This window comes from Rhizobium sp. UBA1881, assembly GCF_002338015.1.
Taxonomy (GTDB): Bacteria; Pseudomonadota; Alphaproteobacteria; order Rhizobiales; family Rhizobiaceae; genus Rhizobium.
Window position 1 is genome coordinate 1 of record NZ_DDHH01000173.1, and the last position, 14935, is coordinate 14935.

16 protein-coding genes and 1 pseudogene are annotated in these 14935 nt (G+C 62.7%); 11 read left to right on the plus strand and 6 right to left on the minus strand.

What is annotated here, in order from left to right:
* The 3 genes and pseudogenes from B3605_RS21350 to B3605_RS21360 all read left to right on the plus strand — a co-directional run.
* Nucleotides 1–175 (plus strand): annotated as a pseudogene (locus tag B3605_RS21350) (alpha/beta hydrolase); the annotation flags it as partial.
* A gap of 2 nt (nucleotides 176–177) precedes the next feature.
* A complete protein-coding gene (locus B3605_RS21355; protein WP_112941590.1) occupies nucleotides 178–594 on the plus strand; it encodes a putative toxin-antitoxin system toxin component, PIN family in 417 nt (138 codons plus the stop codon).
* The gene (locus B3605_RS21360) at nucleotides 591–809 is read left to right on the plus strand and encodes a hypothetical protein (protein ID WP_112941591.1); all 219 of its coding nucleotides are present in this window, start codon (nucleotides 591–593) and stop codon (nucleotides 807–809) included. The genes B3605_RS21355 and B3605_RS21360 overlap by 4 nt, the downstream gene beginning before the upstream one ends.
* A 9-nt stretch (nucleotides 810–818) precedes the next feature.
* Here the strand turns inward: B3605_RS21360 and B3605_RS21365 are convergent, their stop codons facing one another.
* Both B3605_RS21365 and B3605_RS21370 read right to left on the minus strand, forming a co-directional pair.
* Nucleotides 819–1346: a GNAT family N-acetyltransferase gene (locus B3605_RS21365; protein WP_112941592.1), complete on the minus strand. Its 528-nt coding sequence runs from the start codon at nucleotides 1344–1346 to the stop codon at nucleotides 819–821.
* On the minus strand, nucleotides 1343–2467 hold the full coding sequence (locus B3605_RS21370) for an anhydro-N-acetylmuramic acid kinase (protein WP_112941593.1): 1125 nt from the start codon (nucleotides 2465–2467) through the stop codon (nucleotides 1343–1345). The genes B3605_RS21365 and B3605_RS21370 overlap by 4 nt, the downstream gene beginning before the upstream one ends.
* A gap of 130 nt (nucleotides 2468–2597) precedes the next feature.
* On the opposite strand from B3605_RS21370, the gene tyrS reads away from it, so the two are divergent.
* The gene (tyrS, locus tag B3605_RS21375; protein ID WP_112941594.1) at nucleotides 2598–3854 is read left to right on the plus strand and encodes a tyrosine--tRNA ligase; all 1257 of its coding nucleotides are present in this window, start codon (nucleotides 2598–2600) and stop codon (nucleotides 3852–3854) included.
* A gap of 105 nt (nucleotides 3855–3959) precedes the next feature.
* Here tyrS and B3605_RS21380 read toward each other — a convergent pair whose 3' ends face one another.
* Nucleotides 3960–7358 (minus strand): DUF3971 domain-containing protein, encoded by a 3399-nt coding sequence (locus B3605_RS21380; protein WP_296435942.1) that lies wholly within the window; start codon nucleotides 7356–7358, stop codon nucleotides 3960–3962.
* A gap of 118 nt (nucleotides 7359–7476) precedes the next feature.
* On the opposite strand from B3605_RS21380, the gene B3605_RS21385 reads away from it, so the two are divergent.
* The 4 genes from B3605_RS21385 (at nucleotide 7477) to B3605_RS21400 (ending at nucleotide 11480) form a co-directional block, all read left to right on the plus strand.
* Complete coding sequence (locus B3605_RS21385; protein WP_112941596.1) at nucleotides 7477–7950, plus strand: peroxiredoxin; 474 nt, start codon at nucleotides 7477–7479, stop codon at nucleotides 7948–7950.
* Between the two features lie 125 nt (nucleotides 7951–8075).
* On the plus strand, nucleotides 8076–9383 hold the full coding sequence (locus B3605_RS21390) for a peptidoglycan DD-metalloendopeptidase family protein (RefSeq protein ID WP_112941597.1): 1308 nt from the start codon (nucleotides 8076–8078) through the stop codon (nucleotides 9381–9383).
* 158 nt (nucleotides 9384–9541) lie between these two features.
* Nucleotides 9542–11056, plus strand: coding sequence for a DEAD/DEAH box helicase (locus tag B3605_RS21395; RefSeq protein WP_018902221.1), 1515 nt, complete (start codon nucleotides 9542–9544; stop codon nucleotides 11054–11056).
* 4 nt (nucleotides 11057–11060) lie between these two features.
* Nucleotides 11061–11480, plus strand: a complete 420-nt coding sequence (locus tag B3605_RS21400; protein ID WP_112941598.1) for an NUDIX domain-containing protein — start codon at nucleotides 11061–11063, stop codon at nucleotides 11478–11480.
* 25 nt (nucleotides 11481–11505) lie between these two features.
* Here the strand turns inward: B3605_RS21400 and B3605_RS21405 are convergent, their stop codons facing one another.
* The 3 genes from B3605_RS21405 to B3605_RS21415 are packed head-to-tail and all read right to left on the minus strand — an operon-like array spanning nucleotide 11506 to nucleotide 12497.
* Nucleotides 11506–11823 (minus strand): TfoX/Sxy family protein, encoded by a 318-nt coding sequence (locus B3605_RS21405; protein WP_112941599.1) that lies wholly within the window; start codon nucleotides 11821–11823, stop codon nucleotides 11506–11508.
* A gap of 13 nt (nucleotides 11824–11836) precedes the next feature.
* On the minus strand, nucleotides 11837–12331 hold the full coding sequence (locus B3605_RS21410) for a flavin reductase (protein WP_112941600.1): 495 nt from the start codon (nucleotides 12329–12331) through the stop codon (nucleotides 11837–11839).
* A gap of 4 nt (nucleotides 12332–12335) precedes the next feature.
* Nucleotides 12336–12497: a hypothetical protein gene (locus B3605_RS21415; RefSeq protein WP_155947887.1), complete on the minus strand. Its 162-nt coding sequence runs from the start codon at nucleotides 12495–12497 to the stop codon at nucleotides 12336–12338.
* Here B3605_RS21415 and B3605_RS21420 point away from each other — a divergent pair.
* The 3 genes from B3605_RS21420 to B3605_RS21430 are packed head-to-tail and all read left to right on the plus strand — an operon-like array spanning nucleotide 12496 to nucleotide 14815.
* Nucleotides 12496–13578 carry a branched-chain amino acid ABC transporter substrate-binding protein gene (locus B3605_RS21420; protein ID WP_112941601.1) on the plus strand — a complete coding sequence of 361 codons (1083 nt, stop codon included), beginning with the start codon at nucleotides 12496–12498 and terminating at the stop codon, nucleotides 13576–13578. The two genes, B3605_RS21415 and B3605_RS21420, sit on opposite strands and share 2 nt — an antisense overlap.
* A gap of 39 nt (nucleotides 13579–13617) precedes the next feature.
* Nucleotides 13618–14295: a ribulose-phosphate 3-epimerase gene (gene rpe / locus B3605_RS21425; RefSeq protein ID WP_018902216.1), complete on the plus strand. Its 678-nt coding sequence runs from the start codon at nucleotides 13618–13620 to the stop codon at nucleotides 14293–14295.
* Between the two features lie 31 nt (nucleotides 14296–14326).
* On the plus strand, nucleotides 14327–14815 hold the full coding sequence (locus B3605_RS21430) for a hypothetical protein (protein ID WP_183794636.1): 489 nt from the start codon (nucleotides 14327–14329) through the stop codon (nucleotides 14813–14815).
* Nucleotides 14816–14935: the final 120 nt, after the last annotated feature.

Below are 14935 nucleotides of genomic sequence, written 5' to 3' on the forward strand. Positions count from 1 at the left end.
GGTCGAAAAGCTGAAGACCCAGAAGGGCATCCTGATCACCCACCGCACGGTGCCGGGCGCCAACCACTTCTTCAACGGCCAGGTGGAAACGCTGATGGGCGAATGCGAGGACTACCTCGACCGCCGCCTCAACGGCGAACTGGTGCCGGAACCGGCCGCCAAGCGCATCCGCTGACGATGCGGATCGTTGTCGATACCAATGTGCTTGTAAGCGCTTGTATCGGCAACGGCCCAGCCAGCCGGCTTGTCGAGTTGTGCCTGACGGGGGAGCTAACGCCCGTAATCGGCGTCACGCTGTTTCTGGAATATCTCGATGTTATCGAACGCGAGCCGCTCTTCAAGGCGGCTCGTTTGAGTCTGGAGGAACGCCAGCTGCTGCTCCGCGCTTTCGTTTCCCGCAGCCAATGGCAGGAAGTATTCTACCTCTGGCGGCCCAATCTTCCCGACGAAGCCGACAACCATGTTTTCGAACTGGCCGTTGCGGCAAACAGCGCTACAATCGTCAACCAGCGAGACTTTCGCCAGCGGGAATTGCGGTTTCCGGATCTGCGCGCCGTCACGCCTGATGTCTTTCTCGAAGAGCGAAATTCATGACGACGCTGAGTTTTCAGGTTTCAAAGGATGTCGAGAAGAAGGTGGCCGACATCGCGGCCGAGACCGGTAGAACCGTTGAGGATCTGCTGAGCGACATGACGGCGCGGATGGTGCGGGACTTCGAAGCGCGCCAGACGTTCGAAGCGATGTCGGAACGCGGACGCGGTGAAGTCGACAAGGCGCTGGACCTGCTGCGTAAGCCCGACAGAAGCTAAGCGCGTCCGCTAGGCTTGGCGCATCTCGGCGGTCAGCTCGAAGGTCGGGCACGACATGTTATCGATGGTCAGCGGCATGCGGCTTCGCATGCCGATTTTCGTCAGAACACGCTGCGATGCCAGATTGTCGGGATGCGTGAAGGCGATGAACTGATCAGCGAATCCCTTGTCGAAAAACCAGTCCGCCAGCCACTTCCCCAATTCCGTCGCATAGCCCTTGCCCCACTCCTCGTGGCGTAGCGAATAGCCGAGCTCGAACTCGCCGCGATCTCCGCCATAGCGGGAAAAGCCGGCGCGGCCGATGAAGCGGCCGTCGTCGAGGCTGGTGACCTTGTATTTGGTGACGCCATCGCGCGCCTGCTCGGCGAAAAAGCTCATGAAGCGCTCCTGCGCCTTGGCTGAACTCCACGGCGCTCCGCCAGAGAGATAGCGAGTGGTCTCGATCGTCGAATGCAGCAATTGCAGCAGATGGACATCGTATTGCCCCCACATGGACAAAACGAGCCGGGGTGTCTTCAGGATAACAGTATCGGTCATGGCTTCCTCGCAATCACGCCGCCGGTCACAGCCGCCGAAACGCCTGTCGTGCCGGGAAAGGTCAGCGGCAACCTGTTGACCGAGCGCACCGCCAGATAGGCCCAGGCCTCCGCCTCCATGGCGCCGCCGTCAAAACCAGCCATCTCCGCCGAGACGACCCGGGCACCCTTTGCCGCGGCGAGATCCGCGAACTCGCCCATGATGACAGGATTGAGTCGCCCGCCGCCGCAGACGACGTATGTCCTGGGCGGTTGCGGCAGGTGATCGGCGAGCTTGACGATCGAGGCGGCGGTCACATGCGCCAGCGTCCTTGCGCCATCCTCCAGCGACACCTCGCCCTTTTCCGGCGGCAGGAAATCGCCACGGTCGAGCGAGCGCCTGATATTGCCGGAGAAGAACGGGCTCGAAAGATAGCGGCGCGCGAGATCCGGCACCACCGCCCCACGGCTGGCCGTCTCGCCATTGCGGTCGTAGGCCCGGCCGGTATGCGCCTCGACCCACTGGTCGATCAGCATGTTCCCCGGCCCGCTGTCGAAGGCCGAAAGCACGCCGTCGGCTCCGACATAGGTGAGGTTGGAAATGCCGCCGATATTGACGAAGACAACAGGCGCCGCGAAACCATCCGGCAGGTTGGCCGAAAGGGCCGCGTGGTAGACAGGGATCAGCGGCGCGCCCTGCCCGCCATGCACCATGTCATTGGCCCGCATGTCGTAGACCACGTCGATGCCGGTCTCCGACGCCAAGAGCGGTCCGTCGCCGATCTGCACGGTTACACCCGCATCCGGCCGATGCAGCACGGTCTGGCCGTGAAAGCCGATGAGGTCGATATCCTCAGGCTTGAGGCCATGGCGCGCCAGGAAGGATTTGACCACGGCCGCATGGCAGAGCGTCAGCACCCGCTCGGCGTCGGCAAGATCGCCCGGCCGGTCGCCGCGCTCGACCACGGCCTTGGCCGTCTGCAGCGCCTCTTTCCAGCGGCCGCGCAGATCGTCGTCATAGGGCACGTAGAGGCTGGGCCCACGGCGGATGATGTTTTCGCCGTCGGTCTCAAGCAGCGCCGCGTCGATCCCGTCCATCGAGGTGCCGCTCATCAGGCCGATCGCTGTCAGGATTTTCCCCATTGTCCCTCGATAATCTACAAATAAAGGAGCCAATCAACCAAATGGTGACTGTGCGAGAAAACAGTGCTAAACGCGCCGCGTTGCTTCAACAATAGCCAATCCGAAAATCCTGATCCGAAAGCAAAAGGTCATGACCGAGTTCAAATCCGATTTCCTCCGCACGCTGAAAGAGCGTGGCTTCATTCATCAGATCTCCGATGAATCCGGCCTCGACGCCCTGCTCGCCAAGGAAACCGTGACCGCCTATATCGGCTATGACCCGACAGCATCGAGCCTGCATGTCGGCCACCTCACCCAGATCATGATGCTGCACTGGTTCCAGCAGACGGGCCATCGCCCGATCTCCCTGATGGGCGGCGGCACCGGCATGGTCGGCGACCCCTCCTTCAAGGACGAGGCCCGCAAGCTGATGACGGTCGACACGATCGAGGAGAACATCGCCTCGATCAAGAGCTGCTTTGCCAATTACCTCGACTACGACAAGTCGGGAAATCCGGCGCTGATGATCAACAACGCCGAGTGGCTGCGCTCGCTGAACTATCTCGAATTCCTGCGCGACGTCGGCCGTCATTTCTCGGTCAATCGCATGCTCTCCTTCGACAGCGTCAAGACGCGCCTCGACCGCGAGCACTCGCTGTCCTTCCTCGAATTCAACTACATGATCCTGCAGGCCTACGACTTCGTCGAGCTCGCCAAGCGCTACGATTGCCGGCTGCAGATGGGCGGCTCCGACCAGTGGGGCAACATCATCAACGGCATCGACCTCGGTCACCGCATGGGGACCGATCAGCTCTACGCGCTGACCTCGCCGCTCTTGACCACGTCCTCGGGCGCCAAGATGGGCAAGTCCGCTTCGGGCGCGGTATGGCTCAACGCCGACCTGTTGCCGGTCTATGACTTCTGGCAATACTGGCGCAACACCGAGGACGCCGACGTGCCGCGCTTCCTGAAGCTCTTCACCACGCTGCCGATGGACGAGATCGCCCGCCTTTCGGCCCTTGCCGGCTCCGAGCTCAACGAGGTCAAGAAGATCCTGGCGACCGAGGTCACCACGATCCTGCACGGCCGCACTGCTGCCGAACAGGCAGCCGAGACCGCCCGCAAGACCTTCGAGGAAGGTGCGCTTTCCGACAACCTCCCCTCGATCGACGTGCCCACGGCCGAACTCGACGCCGGCATCGGCCTCCTCGCCCTTATCGTCCGCGCCGGCCTCGCCACCTCCAACGGCGAAGCCCGCCGCCACGTCCAGGGCGGCGCCGTGCGCATCAACGACCAGGCCGTCAGCGACGAGCGCAAGCTCATCGGCGGCGGTGAAGTGACCGCCGACGGCGTGATCAAGCTGTCGCTCGGCAAGAAGAAACACATCCTGATCCGCCCGGCTGCTTGAGGGCGGCAGATGCTAAGATTGCAAAAAAGGCCGGCGCGGAAGCGTCGGCCTTTTTTGTGCTGATGTGCCTCGATTGCGAATATTCACTGGCACCAACCGGTCACCTCACTGAAACTCGAAAATATTCCGGAAAACCCCCGGCGCGATGATCGAGAGCGGGTTGATCGTGAGATTCGGCGAATCGAGCTTGCCGGTCAGCTTGAAGGTGATGCCGATCAGGCCGCGGTCGGTGCCGTTGCCTAGGATGATGCCGATGATCGGGAGTTCGGCGAAGAGGCGGTTCAGGCCGTAGGCAGGCATGAAGGTGCCGTTCATGTCCATGTTGCCGCGAACGTCGCGCAGCGTGCCCTGGAACACCGCGCCGACCTGATCGCCGCGCACCACGCCATTCTCGATGCTGACGACACCATTTCTCGAAAAGATACGGGCGAAGCCGCGCTGGAAGCGTTGCGCCGATGTGTCGATGTCGCGCTTGACGGCCGCGTTCAGGCTGCGCTGCTCCTGACCGACGGGGGTCGAGACGATCGAATGCAGGCGCTGCTCGTTGACGATCGAGAACCGGCGGACGTCGATGGACCCATCCCAATTGTCGCCCGCGCCGAGCCGGATCGAAAGGTTGAGCAGGCCGCCGCGCATATGCTGATAGAGGTCGGCGAAGCGCGAGACCGCGCCGGCATCGCCGCTGGTGATGTTGATGACACCGTTGCCTTGCGTCTGCGCCACAACGGCCTCGCCGCTGCCGGTGACGCCCGAGAGGTTGAGAGACTGGATGCGGCTGCCCTGCGCGGCGTAGGTCAACTGAACGTTCTGCAGTTTCTCGTCGTTGAAGCCGACGACGCTGTCGAGCTTGGCCTTGAGCGAAATGCCACCGTCGTTCTTCGACGAACCATCACCCTTGTCGCCGCTGCCCGACTTGATCCGCGCCAGAACCGGCCGCACATCGGCGCTGCTGCCGGAGACCGAGACGTCCATGCCGCCCTTCGAACGACGAAGCGAGATCGCGAAACTGTCGAGCGACGAAAGCTTCACGCTGTCGAAATCGGCCTTTTGCAGATTGCCCTTGCTCAGCGACAGCGCGCCCGTCGCGCCAAAGCCATCGCCCTTCAGCACGAAATTCTTGATCTGCAGGTTTTCGTCGGGACCGGCAATCTCGAAATCGGCGGTGGCGCCGATGCCACTCCCCTTGGACCAGCCGATCCAGGGCAGATCGAGCCGCGCCTTGCCGAGATCGAGCGAGACCGATTGGCGATCCTTGTCGATGCGATCGAGCTCGACGCTGATCGGGCCATCGATGATATCGGAGAGACCCGGCAGGATCTTTTCGCGCTGATCGTTGCTCAGCGTCGCCGTCACGCTTTGCTGCGGCTGGATGTCGGAGGACTTGTCGGTCGGCTCCACCAGCTTGACAGTCGCCGGCACGCCGTCGATCTCGCCCTTGCCGTCAAGAACCACCTGTTTCGGGTCGGCCGTCAGCACGCCATCGAGATTGGTGATCTTGCGCCCCGATATCGCCTTGGCGACGTCGAGGTCCTGCAGCTGCAGCGTCGCTTTCCATTCGACCGGCGGCGGGTTCTGAGAGGCGATCAACCCGATACGCGCCTGCACCGAGGCGGTCACATTGCCCTTCAGGTCTTCGGGCACGAAACCCGCGCGCTGCAGCACCTGGATGGGCTTGAAGGTCAGCAACTCGCCGATCGCGTCGGCCGCACCCGAAATCGGCAGGTTGAGCTCGGCCATCAGCGGCTTTTCATAGGTCGACGGCAGGATGAAGGTGCCCTCGCCGACATCGACGGTGCGCCCCGACGGGAAGAACGACTTGCCGCTCTTGATCGAGATCGTCGCTTTAGGACCAGCCAGCTCGAAATGCGCGCTGGTATCGCGGATCGGCGGAATGTCGCCGGTGACGTTCATGCGGGTGCCGGCAATGTCGAAGGCGATCTTGATCTGGTTTTCGTCCAGCTTCAGCCCCTTGCCGATGGCCTCTTCCAGCCGGTCGAAGGGAATGAAGACATCGATCGAGGCATTGCTGACCACGCCGCCATAGAGATTGCGCTCGACCCACTCGCGCCCCTTAGACGCCATCCAGAACGGCCAGAGCTGCTTAACGGCCGTGGTCTGCAGCTGCTGCGACTGGCCGGAGAAGCTGATCTCGGGCGACTTGCCGCCGAAGCGCACATGCAGTGAGCCGTAGAGCGACCCGGCCGGGCTCGACACCGCCATGTTGGGGAATTGCAATTCGCGGGCACCGACGAAATAGCGGCCCGTCGCCTGGATATCGAAGGGAAGCGGCTGCTCGCCCGAGGTGACGGGTGCGGCGGTGCCGCCGCTGACGAGCAGATCGACGCCAAAACCCTTTTCGGCGGCCGGGTCGATCTTGTCGAGGTCGATCAGCGCGCCGTTGAAGGGCACGATCGTCGGCCCGAACTGCAGCTGCGAGCGCGCGATCTCCAGCGATTGCTTGGTGAAATCATAGGCGAGATTGACCCGCCCGCCGGTCAGCGGCTGCGCCTCGCCGTCCATGTAGAAATTGCCGGGCTGCAGATTGACGGTAGCGGCAAGCGAAGGCTTGGACGTCTCTCCGCCGCGCTCCGCTGAAATGATCGTATCGGCGAGACTGTCGACTCCCTGGCGGATTTCGCCGATCGCATTGCGTTTGAGGGTGAAGGGCGCAAGGTCGGCGCCGGCAAGTTCGCCCGTCAGCCGTGAAGTGCGGCCATCGGTCTTTTCGGTGCCGATATGCAGCGTCGTGACGCGGCCGTTGATCGCGACCTCGCCATCGAGCTGCAGCGCGCGATCAGCATTTCTCGAAAACACCAGGCTGTTGACGACGATGGAGAGCGGCCCGTTGTCGGTGTCCGCCAGCTTGATGTCGAGCCCCTCGAGCTTGATCGACTTCGTGCCGCCGCGATCAACGAAACCGTCAAGAATATCCAGCTGCTGGAACGCCGTTTCCATCGCAGCCGGAATCTGGTCGATCCTGAGATTGTCCAGCTTGACCGGATCGCCCGAGGGCAGAAGCGCGGTGTCGAGCGCGATATCCTGCGCCTCCACCTGCGCGATCGCGATGCGTCCCCGGAAGAGCTGCAGCGGATCGAGCGCCATGCGCATGGCGCCCGTCGTCGACATGTGCTGGCCGCTCTTCTCGTCGATCAGGTTGACGTCGCGCGCCTCCAGCGCCAGCCGCATGTTGGAGGTGAAACGAATGACCGTGGAGCCGACCTCGGCCCGGTAGCGCGGCCCGATCGCCGAATTCAGCGCCGATTGCGCCTGCCGCGACAAGGGTTCGTCGAAGATACCGCTTTCGACCGTAAAGATGATGGCGGCGATAATGAAGATCAGCACGCCGATGCAGCCGCCGGCAAGCCCCGCGGTCCGGCGCATGCGCGAGCGCGTCGGCGGGCAATGCACGATCAGCGGATCTTCCGTTCGCGCCGAGGGAAGATCGTGCAGCGCGACGATATCTTTCTTGCGGAATCTAACCTTCTCGCCGCGGATCGCCGACATGCGCCTCGCCTGTCTCCCTGTTCTGTGATTGGACCAGACTGGCTGGACGGTGATTTGTCCAATATATATCTGGCAAATCACCTCTTATCCACAAACCCGGCAAAAGAAAGGTTTCCCCATGGCGGAACTCAGCATCGGCTCCAGCGCGCCCGACTTCGATCTCCCGCGCGATGGCGGCGGACGCGTGAAGCTGACGGATTTCCGCGGCAAGGCATTGGTTATTTTCTTTTATCCCAAGGACGACACCTCGGGCTGCACGACCGAATCGATTGCCTTCACCGCCCTTGCCGACGAATTCGAAAAGGCCGGCGCCGCCGTCATCGGCATGTCGCCGGATTCGGCTGCCTGCCATGATCGCTTCATCAAGAAGCACAAGCTCGGCGTGACACTCGCGGCCGACGAGGAGAAGACCACGCTGGAAGCCTATGGCGTCTGGAAACAGAAGAGCATGTACGGCCGCACCTATATGGGTGTCGAGCGCACGACATTCCTGATCCGTCCCGATGGCACGATCGCGACGATCTGGCAGAAGGTGAAGGTCGCGGGCCACGCCGAAACCGTGCTCACGGCGGTCAAGAATCTCGCTTCTTGAGTGTAGCGAGAGTAAACTCCAATAATTCGCCCATGCGTTGAATAAGGCCAAATCTAAGGCTTTGTTAACCTTAACAGTATGTAATCGACCCAATTCAGGCAGGTCCGTGAGTTGGGAGATTCTCCGTGGCGCACACACAGCAGAACGGCGTATTCGGCAAGCAAAAACAGGAACATATCCTGATCCTTGCCAGCGGCGATCGGGTTCGTCACCTGACCGTCAAGCCTTGGATGGCGGCAATCGCGGTCTGCTTCGTCGGCGTTTTCGCCATCGGCTACCTGCTCGCCACCTCTTACTTGGTGCTCCGCGACGACCTGATCGGCGCAACCATGGCGCGTCAGGCACGCATGCAGCATGACTACGAGGATCGCATCGCGGCACTGCGCGCCCAGGTCGATCGCGTCACCTCCCGCCAGCTGCTCGACCAGCAGGTGGTCGAAGACAAGGTCGACAAGCTGATGGAGCAGCAGCAGGCGCTGACCTCGCGCCGCGGCAAGCTCGGCCAGTTGCTCGACCGCGCCGAGAGTTCCGGCCTCGACGCCAAGACCGAAACGCCCGCTTCCGCCTATGCGCCTGAGACCAAAGGCAAGCGCGCCGAACTGCCCGCCGCGATGCAGGCGATCGAGCGGCAACTCGCCGGCGACGCAACGCCGGCTGACGTGACGCCTGATAACTCGACGCTCTCCTACGTCCCGGCCCGCGAAACCATGGGCGACCGCGCCGACCGCGTCTTTTCCAAGGTGACTCTCTCGCTCAAGGGGATCGAGCAGCGCCAGCGTGATCGCGTCAGCCAGCTGACGACCGATGCCACCGACGCGTCGGCTGCGATCTCCAACGTGCTGACCCGCTTCCAGATCCGCGTGCCCTCCGAGACAGCGAGCGCAAAGGCCGCAGACGACAGCGCCGTCGGCGGCCCCTATGTCGAGCCCGAGAACGGCGACGACTTCGACAATTCGCTGGCACAGCTCGACACCGCCCTCACCCGGCTCGAAACCGTGCGCAACACCGCCTCGTCGCTGCCCTTCCAGAACCCCGCCATCGGCAAGGAAATCACCAGCCCCTTCGGCAACCGCCGCGATCCCTTCATCGGCCGGCTGGCGCTGCATTCCGGCGTCGATTTCCGCTTCGCACCCGGCGAAAAGGTCCGCCCGACCGCGCCCGGCAAGGTGGTCACGGCCGGCTGGACCGGCGGTTATGGCAACATGGTCGAGATCGACCACGGTAACGGCATCTCCACCCGCTACGGCCACATGTCCGAGATTCTGGTCAAGGTCGGCGACACCGTCGGTCGCGAGGATACGATCGGTCTCGCCGGCAGCACTGGCCGCTCCACGGGCACGCATCTGCACTACGAAGTGCGCCAGAATGGTCGCGCCGTCGACCCGATCTACTTCATCAGCGCCGGCACGAAACTCGCCAGCTATATAAACTGAACGATCCCGCTAACGGTGGTTTTACCTCAACAACCCTGAGACCGCGCCGGTTCCTTGACTTCTCAACCGTTTCAGCCTATGTGGCGCTGCATTGCGGCATGCAATCCCGCCGACTCAAGCCTGAGCCTGGCCGAACCGGAACGGAAACAGTTTTCCCTTTGACGACATTTGCTGATCTTGGCTTGAGCCAAAAAGTGCTTTCCGCTGTCACCGACGCGGGCTACACGGTGCCAACACCTATTCAGGCTGGCGCGATTCCGTTTGCGCTTCAGCGCCGCGACATTTGCGGCATCGCACAGACGGGCACCGGCAAGACCGCCTCCTTCGTTCTGCCGATGCTGTCGCTGCTCGAAAAGGGCCGCGCCCGCGCTCGCATGCCGCGCACGCTGATCCTCGAGCCGACCCGCGAGCTCGCCGCCCAGGTGGCTGAGAACTTCGAGAAGTACGGCAAGAACCACCGCCTCAACGTCGCGCTTCTGATCGGCGGCGTGTCGTTCGAAGAGCAGGATCGCAAGCTCGAGCGTGGCGCCGATGTCCTCATCTGCACCCCCGGCCGCCTGCTTGACCATTTCGAGCGCGGCAAGCTGCTGATGAGCGGCGTCGAGATCTTCGTCATCGACGAAGCCGACCGCATGCTCGACATGGGCTTCATTCCCGATATCGAACGCATCGCCAAGATGATCCCGTTCACCCGCCAGACGCTGTTCTTCTCGGCCACCATGCCGCCGGAAATCCAGAAGCTGGCCGACCGCTTCCTGCAGAACCCGGAACGCGTCGAAGTCGCCAAGCCCGCTTCCGCATCCAAGACCATCACGCAGCGCTTCGTCGCCGCTCATGGCAAGGATTACGAAAAGCGTTCGACGCTGCGCGACCTCATCCGCGCCCAGGAGGAGCTGAAGAACGCCATCATCTTCTGCAACCGCAAGAAGGACGTCGCCGATCTGTTCCGTTCGCTGGAACGCCACGGCTTCTCCGTCGGCGCGCTGCATGGCGACATGGATCAGCGTTCACGCACGACCATGCTGCAGAATTTCCGCGACGGCCAGCTCCAGCTTCTGGTGGCTTCCGACGTCGCGGCCCGTGGTCTCGACATCCCCGATGTCAGCCACGTCTTCAACTTCGATGTGCCCATCCACGCGGATGACTACGTGCATCGCATCGGCCGTACCGGCCGCGCAGGCCGTGCAGGCTCTGCTTTTACCATCGTCACCAGCCGCGACCAGAAATTCACCGACGCGATCGAAAAGCTGATCGGTGAGAAGATCGAATGGCACAATGGCGATCTCTCGTCGTTGCCGCCGGCCGAGCCGAGCCGTGACGACGATCGCTCGCGTCGCAAGGGCGGCCGTGAGCGGGATAAGGACCGTGGCCGCGGCAGAAATCGTTCGGGTCATAAATCTGATATCGCCGCCGAGGATAATGGCGTCGAGACGATCGAAACAGCAGCCGCACCGGTACAAGCCGCACCAGCAAGGGTCGAAAGCGTGAAGCAAGAGCGCAAAGCAGAAAACAACAGACAGAACAACAATGCTCGCGACCGTCGCCCTTATCCGGCTAATGATGACAATCGCGACCGCCGCCGCTACCGCGACCATGATGACGGCCCGACGCCGGTTGGCTTCGGCGACGACATCCCTGCGTTCATGCTGATCACGGCAAACGCCAAGATCTGACAGGATGGGCAGCCCCGGCATTGATTTTCCGGGTCTCGGCGTAGGATTGGTTATCCTGCGCCACAGAAAGATCCTCCTCTACAAGCGCGTCAAGGCGCCCGAAGCCGGCCACTGGAGCATCGTGGGCGGCAAGGTGGATCATATGGAGCCGGCCGAACAGGCGGCGAAACGCGAGGCCGAGGAAGAAAGCGGCCTTGAAATCGGCCGCGTCAGCGTCTTGGGCCAGACCGAGGTGATCAGCGACGCCGACCGCCAGCACTGGATCTCGCTGCTATACATCGCCGAAGACTACGCCGGCGAGCCTGCCTTGACGGAGCCTGACAAGCTTTCGGATTTCGGCTGGTTCGCGCGCAACGACCTGCCGCAGCCGCTCTCGGCCTTCGCTGCGGCCGCCATCAGCCATCTCGGCCCGGAACAGTTCTAGAATTGAAGTTTGAAAGCGCGGCCGGTCACTCCGCCCGCATCGCCGCCTCGTAAGCCAGCCGCACCCAACCCGCCATCAGATCGGGATCGTCATAGGCGTCGTCGGGGATCGACCAATACGGCATCTTCACCGGCTTGCCGGTCTTTCCCTCATAGGTCCACTGGCTGGCGCCGGCCTCGGCGAAAGCGGGCGAACTGACGTCATCGGCCTTCAGGAGCATGTCGCCGCGAAACTCCAGCGCGATGATCCGGCCGAGGTGATAGATCCCCTTGCCGCCGAACATGCGCTTGATGGTGACGGGGCCAAGCCCCTGAAACATCTCTTCGATTTCGGCCGCGTCCATGATCGTGCCCGTCTTACAGAGTGTAGTAATCGCGGTTCATGTAGAACAGCGCCGGCTTCGCCTCGTCGAACCGCACCGCCATGACTTCGCCGAAGATGATGTGATGCGTCGTCATCTCCTTGATCTCCGTCACCCGGCAATCGAAGGAGGCGAGCGCGTCCATCAGCACCGGCGCGCCGGTGACCAGCTTGTCGAAACGGCCCGTCGAGAAACGATCGCCATCCTCCATCTTCGTGCGCCCGGAAAACGCATCCGCCAGCGCCTGATGATGCGCGCCGAGCGTATTCAGCGCGAAGGTCCCGCTGCGGAAGAAGATCTCGTTCTTCGGATTGCTGTTGTTGAGGCAGACCAGCACCGTCGCCGGGCTGTCCGAGACGGAGCAGGCCGCCGTGATCGTCACCCCGCGCCGCTGATCGCCGACCGCGGTCGTCACCAACTGAACGTGCCCGCCAAAGCGGCTCATCGCGTCCCTGTAAAGGCCGGGATCGATCGGTTGCTTGCTCAACAAAATTTCACTCCACGAACACACGCATTTCGCGCGCATTATGACGGTCATAGGTTATCTTTTCTACAAACCGATGCCGAAAAGCGACCAATCCGCGCGTTTTTCTTTGACGATCCATTCCGGACGGATAAAAGAGCAGGAATAAACGGTTGGGGCGTGCATCTTTCATGACTATCTCGCGTTGCTTAGGTCTTCTGCCGCTGCTGCTTGTCGCAGCCGGGGAATGCCATGCAGCCGGCGTGACGATTGGCGTCGTCGCTCCGCAGACGGGTAGTTTCGCGCCACTCGGCGCTGAGATCGTCGCCGGCGCCGAGGCGAAGATCCGCCAGGATGGCGACACCATCGTCACCGTCAACGAACCCTGCGAGGACAATAGCGGCGGCGCCGTTGCCGATGCGCTGATCGCAGCCAAGGTCCAGGTCGCTATCGGCTTCCTTTGCAGCCAGACTCTCGACGGCGCGCTCCCCAAGCTGAAGGACGCCAACATCCCTGCTATCACCGTCTCCGTGCGCTCCCGCATTCTCATGGAAGATGCGCTGAAGAACGGCTGGCCGCTGTTTCGCCTAGCACCGGCCGATGGCGCCGAAGCCGCGAAGATTATCGAGGTCATCCTGCGCGACTGGGCATCGAGCCCCATCGCCCTAGTCGAGGACGGCACGATCCACGGCCGCGAACTCACCGAAGCGGTGCGCAACGCGCTTGAGCAGAACGGCCTGAAGCCCGTCTTCACCGACACATACCGTCCCGGCCAGGAGCAGCAGATCGCACTCGTTCGCCGGCTCAAGAGAGCGGGCGCCACCAAGGTCTTCATCGGCGGCGACCGCAGCGACGTCTCCATCATCGCCCGCGATGCCAAGGCTGAAAAGATCGCGCTTGACCTGATGGGCGGCGACGGCATGCGCGCGGCCGACCAGCCGCTGCCTCTCGCCGATGGCGTGCTGGCCGTGACGCTGCCCGATTATACCGCCCGCGCTGATGCATCGCCCGCAGGTGTGGCGCTGCGCGCCGCCGGCATCGAGCCGGAAGGCTATGTCCTGCCCGCCTATGCCGCGGTCGAGATCGCCATCAAGGCGGTGCAGGCGGCGGCAAGCGATGAGCGGCTGGTCGCCCAGCATCTCGGCGGCATGCCCTTCGACACCGTACTCGGCCAGATCACCTTCGACGCCGGCCACGAGCTGTCGCAAAACCCTTACCAGCTGATGCAATGGCGCTCCGGGGCATTCGTCCCCTTCAGCGCGCCGGCGCAATAACGCCTGCTTGATCCCAGGCGACTTCAACGGAGAGAGACAATGACCCAGCCCATCCGCATCGCGCCATCCGTTCTGGCCGCCGACTTCGCCAAGCTCGGCCAGGAGGTGCGCGACGTGACCGCGGCCGGCGCCGACTGGATCCACCTCGACGTCATGGACGGTCACTTCGTTCCCAACATTTCCTTCGGCCCCGATGTCATCAAGTCGCTGCGCTCCTACACCGACGCCACCTTCGATTGCCACCTGATGATCGCACCCGTCGACGACTATCTCGAAGCCTTCGCCAAGGCCGGCTGCGACCGGATCACCATCCACGCAGAGGCCGGCCCGCATCTGCACCGCTCGCTGCAGACCGTGCGCAATCTCGGCAAGAAGGTCGGCGTCACCCTCAATCCGGCAACGCCGCTCTCCGTCTTCGAAAACGTGCTGGATGATATCGACCTCATCCTCATCATGTCGGTCAATCCCGGTTTCGGCGGCCAGAAGTTCATTCCCGCCATGGCCGACAAGATCGCCGCCGCCAAGTCACTGATCGGTGACCGCCCGATCGACCTCGAGGTCGACGGCGGCGTGACGATCGAAACCGCGCCTGTGATCGGCAAGGCCGGCGCCAACGTGCTGGTAGCCGGCTCCGCCATCTTCAAGGGCGGCTCTGTCGAAGCCTACAAGCAGGCGATTTCGGCGCTCCGGACGGCCGCTGAAGGACAATCCAAGTAATATCCGTAGTATCGGGAGCGGCGTGTCGCTGATGGGAGACCGGCTACGGGCTGCGTACCCGCCCTACTCCGCCGTGCTCATCGGCGCACCGCTCTGGGCTCTCCAGATGCTGGCTGCGGCAATGAGCACGCTCTATCTGCGCAACGGCCTGGAGACCAGCCACCTCGGCGATCTCGCCATCCTCTATTTCGCGGGCGGCCTGCTTGCCTGGCCCTTCGCGCTGATGCTCGGCCGCTTCTTCGCCCACAAGCGCCGGATCGAAACGCGGTTCGCCGCCTTCTTCGTGGCGCTAGCGGCCTGCACGATCCTGATGACGGCGTTTCTCTTCGCGATGGATTACCGGGTTTTCTACTCGCGCTGGCACGCGCCTGGAGGATCTGTGATCTGGTTTTTCCAGCTCATCTTCACCGGCGCGAGCTCCGTCTACCAGTTCATGGTGCTCGGTTTGCGGCTCTTCGTCCCCCTCGGGCTCGTCTGCCTGCTGGCAACGAGTTTCGCGCTTGCGAAACGCATGCGTTGAGATTGCCGCGCGTCTTTGCTACACGGGCGCCAACATTCCCCTTTAGAACGCCAACATTCCTTACGAACGAAAGCAGGAAGCCATGATCCCGCGCTACTCCCGACCTGAAATGGTCGCCAT

What these genes read in the sequence shown, in the direction of transcription:
- B3605_RS21355 (WP_112941590.1), top strand. Translation starts at nt 178, where the DNA reads ATGCGGATCGTTGTCGATACCAATGTGCTTGTAAGCGCTTGTATCGGC.
- B3605_RS21360 (WP_112941591.1), top strand. Translation starts at nt 591, where the DNA reads ATGACGACGCTGAGTTTTCAGGTTTCAAAGGATGTCGAGAAGAAGGTG.
- B3605_RS21365 (WP_112941592.1), bottom strand. Translation starts at nt 1,346, where the DNA reads ATGACCGATACTGTTATCCTGAAGACACCCCGGCTCGTTTTGTCCATG.
- B3605_RS21370 (WP_112941593.1), bottom strand. Translation starts at nt 2,467, where the DNA reads ATGGGGAAAATCCTGACAGCGATCGGCCTGATGAGCGGCACCTCGATG.
- tyrS (WP_112941594.1), top strand. Translation starts at nt 2,598, where the DNA reads ATGACCGAGTTCAAATCCGATTTCCTCCGCACGCTGAAAGAGCGTGGC.
- B3605_RS21380 (WP_296435942.1), bottom strand. Translation starts at nt 7,358, where the DNA reads ATGTCGGCGATCCGCGGCGAGAAGGTTAGATTCCGCAAGAAAGATATC.
- B3605_RS21385 (WP_112941596.1), top strand. Translation starts at nt 7,477, where the DNA reads ATGGCGGAACTCAGCATCGGCTCCAGCGCGCCCGACTTCGATCTCCCG.
- B3605_RS21400 (WP_112941598.1), top strand. Translation starts at nt 11,061, where the DNA reads ATGGGCAGCCCCGGCATTGATTTTCCGGGTCTCGGCGTAGGATTGGTT.
- B3605_RS21405 (WP_112941599.1), bottom strand. Translation starts at nt 11,823, where the DNA reads ATGGACGCGGCCGAAATCGAAGAGATGTTTCAGGGGCTTGGCCCCGTC.
- B3605_RS21420 (WP_112941601.1), top strand. Translation starts at nt 12,496, where the DNA reads ATGACTATCTCGCGTTGCTTAGGTCTTCTGCCGCTGCTGCTTGTCGCA.
- B3605_RS21415 (WP_155947887.1), bottom strand. Translation starts at nt 12,497, where the DNA reads ATGAAAGATGCACGCCCCAACCGTTTATTCCTGCTCTTTTATCCGTCC.
- rpe (WP_018902216.1), top strand. Translation starts at nt 13,618, where the DNA reads ATGACCCAGCCCATCCGCATCGCGCCATCCGTTCTGGCCGCCGACTTC.
- B3605_RS21430 (WP_183794636.1), top strand. Translation starts at nt 14,327, where the DNA reads ATGGGAGACCGGCTACGGGCTGCGTACCCGCCCTACTCCGCCGTGCTC.